The 10,344-nt window shown below is 70.8% G+C and carries 8 protein-coding genes; 6 read left to right on the plus strand and 2 right to left on the minus strand.

Annotated features, from left to right (window positions below; genetic code table 11):
- A partial coding sequence (locus DN771_RS06685) for an SHOCT domain-containing protein (protein WP_162941640.1) occupies window positions 1-229 on the plus strand: 229 nt, incomplete at its 5' end.
- Here DN771_RS06685 and DN771_RS29340 read toward each other — a convergent pair.
- Complete coding sequence (locus DN771_RS29340; RefSeq protein WP_162941641.1) at window positions 226-378, minus strand: hypothetical protein; 153 nt, start codon at window positions 376-378, stop codon at window positions 226-228. The two genes, DN771_RS06685 and DN771_RS29340, sit on opposite strands and share 4 nt — an antisense overlap.
- A gap of 31 nt (window positions 379-409) precedes the next feature.
- Window positions 410-616, minus strand: a complete 207-nt coding sequence (locus DN771_RS06690) for a hypothetical protein (RefSeq protein ID WP_116996588.1) — start codon at window positions 614-616, stop codon at window positions 410-412.
- A gap of 174 nt (window positions 617-790) precedes the next feature.
- Between DN771_RS06690 and DN771_RS06695 the strand changes: the two genes are divergently transcribed.
- The 5 genes from DN771_RS06695 (at window position 791) to DN771_RS06715 (ending at window position 10,326) form a co-directional block, all read left to right on the plus strand.
- Complete coding sequence (locus DN771_RS06695; RefSeq protein WP_116996589.1) at window positions 791-3,139, plus strand: LuxR C-terminal-related transcriptional regulator; 2,349 nt, start codon at window positions 791-793, stop codon at window positions 3,137-3,139.
- A gap of 1 nt (window position 3,140) precedes the next feature.
- Window positions 3,141-5,351, plus strand: a complete 2,211-nt coding sequence (locus DN771_RS06700) for a phosphoinositide-specific phospholipase C-related protein (protein WP_116996590.1) — start codon at window positions 3,141-3,143, stop codon at window positions 5,349-5,351.
- A 138-nt stretch (window positions 5,352-5,489) separates the two neighbouring features.
- Complete coding sequence (locus tag DN771_RS06705) at window positions 5,490-7,001, plus strand: leucyl aminopeptidase (RefSeq protein ID WP_116996591.1); 1,512 nt, start codon at window positions 5,490-5,492, stop codon at window positions 6,999-7,001.
- Complete coding sequence (locus DN771_RS06710) at window positions 6,994-8,694, plus strand: AbgT family transporter (protein WP_116996592.1); 1,701 nt, start codon at window positions 6,994-6,996, stop codon at window positions 8,692-8,694. The genes DN771_RS06705 and DN771_RS06710 overlap by 8 nt, the downstream gene beginning before the upstream one ends.
- A 45-nt stretch (window positions 8,695-8,739) precedes the next feature.
- Entirely contained in the window at window positions 8,740-10,326 is a 1,587-nt protein-coding gene (locus tag DN771_RS06715) for an SLC13 family permease (protein WP_116996593.1), read from the plus strand.
- Window positions 10,327-10,344: the final 18 nt, after the last annotated feature.

Raw genomic sequence — 10,344 nt, forward strand, 5'->3', positions numbered from 1 at the left:
CCAGCGCCAGCGCTGGGCGCAAGCCGCTGCGCCGCCCGCCGCCCCGGCCACCCCGCCGTCCGCTGCCCCGGCCACCCAGCCGGCGGCTGCGCCGCCGCCAACGCCGGCTCCGGCCGCGGACGTCGACGCCCAGCTGGCCCAGTTGACGCAGCTTGGCCAGCTTCGTGATGCCGGCGTGCTCACCGAGGCCGAGTTCGAGGCCAAGAAAGCACTGATCCTGGGCGGCTAGTGCCGTGACCACAAACGTTCCCACGCCACGACGGCCGGATGACGCCGCTGGCTGCGTTGCTGCTCCTCGTGGTTGGGCAAGGCAGGCACGTCGTCGCCGCGCCTTGCCAGCGACGCCCCCGACTCGCCGTGGACGAGGCGACCGTTCATGGCCACGGCACTAGTCGGCGATGTGGTGTGGTCAGACCCTGGGCACGGCCACGACGCCGGCGATCGCCAGGCCGAGAGCGTGGGCCCTGGCGATCACCGCGACGAGGGCCGCCTGGTCCACGGTGCGCAACACGAGCGAGCCGGCGGTCTCCGCGCTGGACACGACACCCGAGACCGACGACAACGCCTCTCGCGTCGCCGTCCGCACGGAACCCGCGAGTTCTAGATCGAACGGCATGGCTCACTCATTGCGCTCATATCCGTTCTCAAGTCAACACCGCGACGTCGATGACGCCGGATGCCGAGAATCTCGGTCTCGTGCACGGATCGCTCCTCCTCGCCTGGGCACGGCTCGCTCGTACCCGCAGACGGCCCGTCGGATTCGCATGACCGGGCGACCGCTGTGCTCCTAGTGTCGCGCCACGACGAGGCGGCGGTCGGTCCACCCGACGCGGTGACGGCGCGCTGGAAGGCGTTGGACCGGCTCGACGGAGCGTGGCGCGTAGCGCTCGTGGTGGCCCCGCCCGGGTCGGGCAAGACGGCGTCGGTCATCGGCTGGGCCCGGTCGACACCGCTGGCGGTGGTGTGGCGGGACGTGTCCGCCGATCCCCAGGATCGCCAGGGCATCTGGGCCGAGGTGATCGGCCGCGCCCGAAGATTCGGCGACGACACACGGCGCCCGCTTCGAACGCGACATGACGGCGGTGCGGTCGACGACCTGCTGGCCGACTTCGCGGCCGAGCGACGCGACGCTGACCCGATCGTCCTCGCGTTCGACCGGGCCGACGAGGTGGAGGACCCGTCGTTCTGGATCGACCTCGACACGCTCGTCGAGCGGGCCGGCGACGGACTGCGCACGATCGTGATCGCCCGCTCGGCCTCGTCGATCCCCGCCGGCCGTTGGCGGGCGAGCGGGGCGCTGCTCGACATCGGCCCCAACGACCTGCCGGCGCCTCCCGACGAGCCGCCCGGGGCGGGCGACGAGGCCGTCCAGGGTGCCGACCGCCTCGATGTGATCCTGCGGGGCGTCCACGCGGTCCACCGCCAGGTCGCCGCCCGCCTCGCCGTGCCCGATTGCTTCGACTCGGAACTGGCTGCGGCCGTCGCCGGCCCAGGCGCCGGCGACTCGGTCATCCAGCTCGCCCGGCGCGGCCTGCTGGAACGGACGGACGACGGCTCCGATCGGCGCCGCTTCGATCCTGCCCTCCGCCGTCTGTTGCTCGACGAGCTGCTCCGTGACGATCCCGCGCTCTACCGCTCGGTCCAGTTGGAGACGGCTCGGCACCTCGCCGCGACCGGAGAGCTGTCGGCGGCGTACCGCACGCTCACCGCCGCCGGCGAGACCGAGGCCGAGAACCGGCTCGCCGTCCAGCCGGTGCTCGAGCTCGCCCGTGCCGGAGACCAGGCCGGCGTCGACCGCGTGTTCGGTGCGCTCCCGGACCCGGCGGCCGTCGACGAGCCCCGGCTGGTGGTCGCCGTCGCCTCGGCGTGCCTGTTGTGCGGACGCCTCGCCCTCGCCGAGTCGTGGGCGGCCCGCCTCGGCGAACTGGGCCATCCAGACGACGACCGGTTCCGCCGGCGACGGCACCTGATGGTCGCCCATCTCCGTCTGTTGCAGGCGGACCTCGACGACGCCGAACGCGAGCTCGCCGGGCTCGGCGACGATCCACCGCTCTCCGGCCTCGAGCGCGCCGCCCTCGTCGGCGTCGGCACGCGCGTCGCCCTCGGCCGGCACCGGGTGAGCCAGGCCCGGCGCCTACTCAGCGATGCCCCCACCGATACGAGGCACCGCCGTCTCGAGCGCGAGGCGCTCACCGCCTGGGTCGAGCTCCTCGACGGCGACGTCGTCACGAGCCTCGGGCGGTTGGAGCCGCTGGTCGCCGGCCTCGAGCACCGACACGAGGTCCCCGACCAGGCGCTCCTCGACGCGACCATCACGGCGGCCTGGGCGGCGTACCTGGGCGGCGACCTGCCGGCGGCGAACCGACTGTCGGTCATCGCGCTCGGCGATGCCGACCGCCTGCGGTGCGACTGGAACCTGTTGCGGGCCGGAGCGGTGGCGGTCTGGACGCTGCTGCGCCTCAGCGGACCGGCGGCGGCCCGCAGCCTGCTCATCGAGACGCGGCTACGCCGGCGCAGCGAGCGCTCGCCGCTCGACGCCGCGCTCGACCTCGCCGAGGTGTCGATCCTGCGCGCCCAAGGCCGCGTCGATTCGGCGCGAGCGGTCCTCGACGGAATGGAGGACGGATCCTCGACCCGGCTGATGCTGGCGTCGTTGGAGATGGACAGCGGATCGCTCGCCAACGGCGAGCTCCTCGCCGAGCGCGACTCGTGGCCCGTTCCGCACCGCATCGCAGCCACCGTGCTCGCCTCGACCCGCGACCGCGACGGCCTCGTGCGAGCCGTGGAGGAAGCCTGCCACCTCGGCCTGGTGATGCCGCTCACGGGACACGGCTCGGCAGTCGACGCCGCCCTCGCCGCCCTGCCACTCGAGCGCCTCCATCCGCGGCTGGCCCATCATCTCGCCGCGCCGCTGACCGCCATGCCGGCGATCACCCGCGGTCCGGTCGAAGCCCTCACCGCCCGCGAACGCACGGTGCTGGCCTTGCTTCCGAGCCACCTGACCTACGACCAGATCGCCGACCGCCTGTCGCTGTCGGTGAACACCGTGAAGTCCAACATCAAGTCGATCTATCGCAAGCTGTCCGTGGCGTCCCGCTCCGACGCCGTCGACACGGCCCGGGCTGCCGGACTGGTCTGACGTGCCCCGGCGTCTCACGGTCGCGACGGCGCTGCTGGCGATCGTCCTCGGCCTCGGCGCGGTCTACGCCTGTTCGGCGCTGGTCGTCCGGCAGCGCATCCTCGCCCCGGCGACCTATACCTCGGCCCTCGCCGACAGCGACGCCACGCGGCGCGTGTACACCGATGTCATCCCCGACCCCGAGCTGTCCGGTCTCGTGCAGCGACAGCTCGGCAACCTCGGCGTCGATTCCGCGCTCGTCCCGCAGGCGACGGCGTTGGCGACCAACATCATGCGCTTCGTGCTGCCCCCGGACCGGATCGACGCCGGCGCCGACATCATCCTCGACTCGGCCATCGCCTACATCCGCGGCGATTCCGACGACCTGATCATCGAGATCGATCTCACCGAGGTCGTCGAGCGGTTCGACGAGGCCACGGTGATCTTCGCCCAGTCGCTGCTCGCCTCGGCGATCGAGGACACGAGCACAACGGTCTCCGGCTACACGGCGGCGGTCAAGGACTTCGTCGACGAGCTGGTGGCCGGCCGGGTGCCGGACGTCGTCCCAGTGCTCGGCGGCACCGAGTTCGATCCCGAGTCCGTGCTCGACGCCATCCTCGACGCGACCGGGGCGGGGGACGACCCCGACCTGCGTGAGCAGATCACGGCCAGCGTGCTCGTGCACGACGAGCGCAACGCGCTCATCGTCGCCGCCGCGGCGGCGGTGGAAGCCCGCGGCCTCGAGGCCGCCACCGAGCTCCGCAGGGCCAACGGCCAGGCGCTCGTCGACGTGATCGGCGAGATCGCCGACCGCGCCGGAATGTCGCGCGATCGGGTCACGTCGAGCCTCGACACCGCTCGCTCGGTCGCACGCTTCTTCGCTCCGGTCCCGGCCATCCTCGCTGCAGTGTTCGCCGTGCTCGCGGCGGTCGGTATCGCCGTCCTGCACCGGGACCGCTGGCGGGTGGCCGCCGCCTGGATCGCCGGGGCGCTCGGCGTGGCCACCACAGCGTTCCTCGTCCTCTGGCGCCTCGTCGGGTCGGCCCTCGACGCGCCGCTCGAGCGCCTGACCGGTAGCGGGCCTGGCACGTGGAACCTCCCCGCCGGCACCCGTGGCGTGCTCTCCGACGTCGCCCGCGACATCGGCGACGAGGTCGCCGGCCACGTGCTGTGGATCGCCGCCGTGCTCGGCGCACTCGCCTTCGCCGTGGCCGCCGTCGCAGCCATCGCGACCTGGAAGCCCCGCGTGCCCGCCGTGCGCGCCGGCGTGGCCGCCACCGCCGCCGCGCTGATCGTCGCCCTCCCGGTCGCCGGCCTGCGTGCCGAGCCGTCGCTCGCCGACCGGGCGTGCAACGGGGCGGCCGAGCTGTGCGACCGGCCCTACGACGAGGTCGCCTACGCGGCCACCCACAACTCGATGTCGAGCCCCCACGTGGTCCCGGTCTGGCCCGAGCACGACAGCCACCTCCGCGCCCAGCTCGACGCCGGCGTCCGCGCCCTGCTGATCGACACCAAGTACTGGGAACCCGTCGACGGGGCCGCCGCGCTGACCGGGCAGCTCGACCCCACGTCGCTGCCCATCCCGCGCTCGGTGGCCGACACGGTGGTCCGCCTCCTCGGCGACGCCATCGACGGGCGGCCCGGCACGTTCCTCTGCCACAACAGTTGCATGTTCGGCGCGCAGCCACTGGTCGACGGCCTGGCCGACGTCCGCGGGTTCCTCGAGGACAATCCCGACGAGGTGGTCAGCCTGATCATCCAGGACGAGATCAGCGTCGCCGACACCGAGACGGCGTTCGAGGACGCCGGCCTGATGTCGTACGTCTACCGGCACGACGACCGCGACTGGCCGACCCTCGGTGAGCTGATCGACAGCGGCGAACGTCTCGTGGTGTTCGCCGAGAACGAGGGACCGCCGCCCGACTGGTACGCCAACGCGTTCGAGTCGATGCAGGAGACGCCGTTCCTCGTGCTCGAACGCGATGCCTTCACGTGCGACCCCGCACGAGGCGACCCCGACGCCACGCTCTTCCAGCTCAACCACTGGGTGCAGCGGGTGGCGCCCGATCCAGCCGATGCCGCCGTGGTGAACTCGTACGACTTCCTGCTGGCCCGGGCCCGCGAGTGCCAGGAGGCCCGTGGCCTCTTGCCGAACTTCGTCGCCGTCAACTTCTACAGCATCGGCGACCTCTTCGCCGTCGTCGACACCCTGAACGGCCTCGACGCTTCGTGAGCGGCGGCCGGCCCCTGCCGCGGTGACCGGTGGGATCCCTCACCCGAACAGGGTGTGGTGCCGCGGCAACAGCGCGGCGTACGACTGAGGTGACACCGCTGTCCGCGGTGGCACGTCGCGCCGCGGGAGGCAAATCGGATGTCACGGACTGGCTCGCTGATCACACCGTCGTTCGAATGGGTGTCGGATCTGCCGCTCACCGTCACCGACGACGCCGGCGTAGCGGCGACGGCCGTCGGCGTCCCCGTCGCGTCGAGCGGCCCGGTGCCGGAACGTCTCGGCGTCGGCCGTGACGCCCTCTCCGCCGCCGGGTTCACCGGGGCGGTGGGGACCACGGCAATCATCCCGAGCGACTCGGGGCCGGTCCTCGTGGCGCTCGGCACCGGCGAGCCGGCGGCGTTCGGCACCGACGCCGCACGTCTCGCTGCCGCCGGATTCGCCCGGGCCACCCGGTCGCACGGGTCGCTCGCCCTGGCGGTCGACGACCTGCTCGGCGACGACGCGGCCACCGGGGTGCAGGCCGTGATCGAGGGGCTGTTGCTCGCCCGGTACTCGTTCGACGTGATGCGCAACGCCCGCCCGTCCACGCCGCTCACGGGCATCGAGCTCGTCACCGGCGGCGACGCCGCGTCGCTCGAAGGCGGCATCGCACGCGGTCGGGTGTACGCCCGAGCGACGCTGCTGGCCCGGGACCTGGCCAACTGCCCGCACAACTTCCTGAGCGCCTCGGACATGGCCGACGTCGCCGTCGGTCTCGCCGGCGACCCGCTCACCGTCGAGGTCTTCGACAAAGACGCCCTCGTCGAGATGGGCTGCGGCGGGTTGCTCGGCGTCAACGCCGGCAGCGCCGAGCCGCCGCGGATGGTCAAGCTGACGTACACGCCTGACGGCGAGCCGACGGGCCATCTCGCCCTGGTCGGCAAGGGCATCATGTACGACTCCGGCGGCATCGCCCTCAAGCCTGGCGACACGAGCCACTCCCAGATGAAGAACGACATGTCGGGCGCGGCCGCCGTGCTGGCGTCGATGACCACGCTCGCCGAACTGGGCTGTCGCGCCAAGGTGACCGGGTACCTGATGTGCACCGACAACATGCCGTCGGGGACGGCCACCGCCCTCGGTGACGTCGTCACCATCCGCGGTGGTACCACCGTCGAGGTCGTCAACACCGACGCCGAGGGGCGTCTGGTGATGTCGGACGCGCTCGTGCTCGCCACCGAGGACGGTGCCGACACGATCGTCGACATCGCCACCCTCACCGGGGCGTGCCTGCGAGCCCTCGGCACCCAGGTCGCCGGTGTGATGGGCAACGATCAGGGCGTCGTCGACCAGTTGCGCTCCGCGGCCGAAGCGACCGGTGAGTCGCTGTGGCAGCTCCCGCTCGAGCAGCGCTACCGGTCCGAGCTCGACACGCCGGTCGCCGACCTCAAGAACCTCGGCGGAGCGAATGCCGGCGCGATCACCGCCGGTCTCTTCCTCGCCGAGTTCGTCGGCGAGACGCCGTGGGCGCACGTCGACATCGCCGGTACGGCCCAGGCGGACGGCGACTCAGGCGTCAACACCCCCGGCTGCACCGGCTTCGGCGCCCGCCTGCTCGCCCACTTCGCCCTCGACTTCGCACCCGGCGCCGAACGGAGCAACGATGTCTGACGACACCCTCGACGAGCCCGCCACCAGCGACGAGACCGTCATCCCCGGCGAACCGAGCGGCGACGGCGCCGCCCCGTCGGGGGGCTTCGTCCAACGCCTGCTGAACGGCATCGAGACCGTCGGCAACAAGGTGCCCCACCCGGCGATCATCTTCCTCGGGCTCTGCGGCCTCGTCGTGCTCTTGTCGGTGATCCTGTCGGCGTTCGACGTGGGGGTGACCTACGACGTGATCGAACCGCCACCCATCGTCGTCGAGGAGCAGTACCAGACGGGATCGGTGGTGCCCGAGATCGCCCCGCAACTCGACGACTACCTCGGCGAGGACCTCGAGGTCCACCAGGAGACGACGTCGATCCGCAGCCTGCTCGGCGGCGACGGCATCCGCTTCATCTTCTCGTCGTTCGTCAACAACTTCGCCAACTTCAGCGTCGTCGCCGTGATCTTCGTGGCGATGATCGGCGTCGGGGTCGCCGAGGAGGCGGGCCTGATGGCGGCGCTGATCCGCAAGCTCGTCAAGGTCTCACCGCCGAACATGCTGTGCTTCATCATCGTGTTCGTCGGCGGCCTGTCGAACATCGCCACCGACGCCGGCTACCTGATCCTGATCCCCCTCGGCGCGGCCGCCTTCCTCAGCGTCGGGCGGCATCCGCTGGCCGGACTCGCCGCCGCCTACGCCGGCGTCAGTGCCGGCTTCGCCGTCAACGTGCTGATCACCCCGCTCGACGGCCTGTTGACCGAGGTGACCAACGAAGCGATCCACATCGCCGACCCCACCAAGTCGATCGACCTCACGGCCAACCTGTGGTTCTCGATCGTGTCGACGTTCTTCGTGGCCATCGTCGTGACGCTGGTGGCCCAGTGGATCACCGAGCGCACGCTCGGGACGTATGTCCCTGACACCGACGTCGAGGTGGTCGCCGAAGAGGGCCCGCCAGGCGAGGCCCGCGGGCTGCGGTTCGCCACGTTCGGCATGCTCGGCGTGCTGGCCGTGATCGTGCTGCTCACCGTGCTGCCCGATGCCCCGCTGCGCAACCCCGAGACGGGGGCGATCTTCAACGACTCGCCACTGATGGACAGCCTGATCTTCATCATCACGCTGATCTTCCTGGCCGCCGGCATCTGCTACGGCGTCGGGGCCAAGACGATCACCGGGAGCGTCGACGTGATCAACGCCATCGTCAAAACGTTCGCCGGTCTCAGCGGACTGATCTTCCTGCTGTTGTTGATCAGCCAGTTCATCGCCTGGTTCAACTTCTCCAACCTGCCGACGGTGATCGCCGTGAAGATGGCCGACGTGCTCGAGAGCGCCGACATCGGACCGCTGTGGCTGCTCATCGGCTTCATCGTCGTGATCATGATCCTCGACCTGATCATCCCCGGGTCGTTGCCCAAGTGGGCCATCTTCGCCCCGATCTTCGTGCCCCTGTTCCTGCGGCTCGACGTGGCGCCGCAGACCGTGCTCGCCGCCTACCGGCTGGGTGACTCGCCGGTGAACGTGATCACGCCGCTCATGGTGTACCTGCCCTTCATCGTGCTGGTCGCCCAGCGCTACAAGAAGGACGTCGGGATCGGCACGATCATCTCGCTGATGATTCCCTACACGATCATCGTCACCCTCACGTGGGGGGCGCTGTTCGTCATCTGGTACCTGATCGGCATCCCGCTCGGCCCCGGCTACCCCGTCCATCTCTGATCCACCGGATCAGCCGAGCGACCCGACTCGAGAGGAACGGCCCGCATGTCGGACATGACGATCAGCTTCTGCGTGCTCGCAGGAGTCGTCGTCCTGTTCGTCTCCAACCTGATCCCGGTCGAACTGGTCGCCATCGGCGCCGCCCTGACGCTGTACGCCACGGACGTGCTCACGCTGGACGAGACGATCGGCGGGTTCGGCGACTCGTCCGTCGTGTTCATCGCAACGCTGTTCGTGGTCAGCGAGGGACTCGACGCCACCGGGGTGACGGCGTGGGCCGGCCAGCAGATGATGAACCGCGTCGGCGACAGCCGCACCCGGCTGATGGTCGTGATGATGCTGCTCGTCGCCGTGCTGACGGCCCTGATCAGCGTCAACGGGGCGGTTGCCGCACTGCTGCCGATGGTCGCCGTGCTGGCAGTCCGGCTCGGACGGGCGCCGTCGCAGCTCCTCATGCCGCTCGCCTTCGCCGCCCACGCCGGCTCGATGCTGGCACTCACCGGCACGCCTGTGAGCGTCATCGTGTCGGAGGCGCTCGAGAACGCCGGGGCGGACGGTTTCGAGTACTTCGAGTTCGCCCTCGTGGGCGTCCCGCTCCTCGTCTGCACGATCGCCGTCGTCGTCCTCTTCGGCGAGCGGCTGCTGCCGACCCGGACCCCGAAGTCGATCCCGCCCGACCTGAGCGAGCACGCCCGCCTCCTCGTGCAGCACTACACGATCGACGACCGTGTCATCGAAGATCACCTTCCCCCCACGCTGATCACCCGCGACTACGGCATCGCCGAAGTCGTCATCGCCCCGCGCTCCGCCGCCATCGGATCGCCGGTGTTCCCGGGCATGGTCACCGATGACGGCGACTTGGTCGTGCTCGCCATCGAACGCAAGGGCGAGGCGCTCCAGGCCAAGGAGGCGACACTCGCCGCCGGCGACACCTTGTTGCTGCAGGGCCGCTGGACGGCGCTCGACGCCCGCATCGAGACGGACCCCGAACTCCTCGCCGTCGACGCGCCGGCGGCGATCCGACGCCAGGCGATCCCGCTCGGCGTCGGAGCGAAGCGGGCGATCGTCATCCTCGTGGCGATGGTCGTCGCCCTGGCGACCGGCATGATCCCTCCGGTCGTCGTGGGTCTGCTCGCCGCCGGCGCCCTCGTACTGTTCCGGGTCCTCTCCGTCGAGCAGGCCTACCGGAGCATCTCGTGGACCACGGTCGTACTCGTCGGCGCGATGATCTCGATGTCGGTGGCCATGCGGAACAGCGGCGCCGCCGAACGTGTCGCCGAGGAGCTGATCGGCGCCGTCGGTGACTCCAGCCCGTACGTGCTGGCGAGCGGGCTGTTCCTCATCACTGCGGTGCTCGGCCAGCTGATCAGCAACATGGCCACCGCTCTGATCGTGATACCGATCGCTCTTTCCGCGGCTGCCGAGACCGATGTGTCGGCCCGTCCGCTGCTGATGACCGTCAACGTCGCCGCCGCGGCGGCACTGCTCACGCCGGTCGCCACGCCGGTGAACCTGATGGTGATGGGTCCCGGCGGCTATCGCTTCGGCGACTACTGGAAGCTCGGGCTCCCGCTCCTCGTGGTGTTCTACGTCATCGCCGTCTTCCTCGTGCCCGTCTTCTGGCCCTACTGACCCCACCCGTCCCTCTCC

This window comes from Desertimonas flava (genome assembly GCF_003426815.1).
GTDB classification, from domain to species: Bacteria; Actinomycetota; Acidimicrobiia; order Acidimicrobiales; family Ilumatobacteraceae; genus Desertimonas; species Desertimonas flava.